This is a genomic window from Lactobacillus sp. UMNPBX19 (genome assembly GCF_002553805.1).
In the GTDB taxonomy this organism is placed as follows: domain Bacteria; phylum Bacillota; class Bacilli; order Lactobacillales; family Lactobacillaceae; genus Lactobacillus.
Genome location: NZ_PCYR01000082.1, coordinates 1 through 811, shown reverse-complemented (window position 1 = coordinate 811; position 811 = coordinate 1). Strand labels below are relative to the sequence as shown.

Sequence of the window (811 nt, the reverse complement as noted above, 5' to 3'; positions counted from 1 at the left end):
CAATATGATCGTAAGGACGTTTGTCGCCTCTTAAACTGGCCTAAGGACGTTTCAGCACCAATGTATGGTTATCGGGTTGGTGAAAAAGAAACGCCAATTTTTATCACTTACCAAAAAGATTCAAAGAAGAAGAGAAATGCCCGCTATCATAATACTTTAGAAAATGGACATAATCTGCGCTGGTATACCCGTACGCCGCGTCACATTGATTCAGATGAGGTAAAACGGCTGCTTAATACAAAAGATATGAAATTACACCTATTTGTTAAGCAAAGTGATGCAGCAGGAAAGGAATTTTATTACTTAGGTACTGCCGATATCCAAAGAGATTCTGTTAAAGAAGAAAAAATAGGTTTAAAGCAAAAGAGTACAGTTGGAATGAATCTGATTCTCAAGCATCCGTTAAATCAAGCCATCTATGATTTGCTTTTTAGTTAAGAATTAAGCATAGTTTAGAATAAATTATAGAAATTCATAATAATTATTTAGTAAATTTTAAGTTGCGAAAATGGAGGATGAGATAAGAGTGAAAATTAAACTAGTCTCCTTAACTGCTCTAGTAGCGTTAGTTTTGACTGGATGCAGTTTTCAAAACAAACCTAATAGAGTTGATGCAGCACATAAATACTATGTTGAAAAAAGTGAAACGCCGAAAAACAATCTTAATGTAATTCCAACATTATTTTTCCATGGTGGACTAAGTAATTATCGTGGAGAAGAGAATATGGTAAAAGCTGCTCAAGAAGCTGGAGTGACTAATTCTGTCATTAGAGCCGATGTAGATGCCAATGGAAAGGTTAAACTGATTGGT

The 811-nt window shown here is 34.8% G+C and carries 2 protein-coding genes; both read left to right on the top strand.

What is annotated here, in order from left to right; translation table 11 throughout:
• On the top strand, nt 1-438 hold a 438-nt coding region (locus CP370_RS09145), incomplete at its 5' end, for a DUF3427 domain-containing protein (protein ID WP_143467878.1).
• Nucleotides 439-526: 88 nt separating this feature from the next.
• The coding region (locus CP370_RS09140) for an alpha/beta hydrolase (RefSeq protein ID WP_143467877.1) at nt 527-811 on the top strand (285 nt) is incomplete at its 3' end.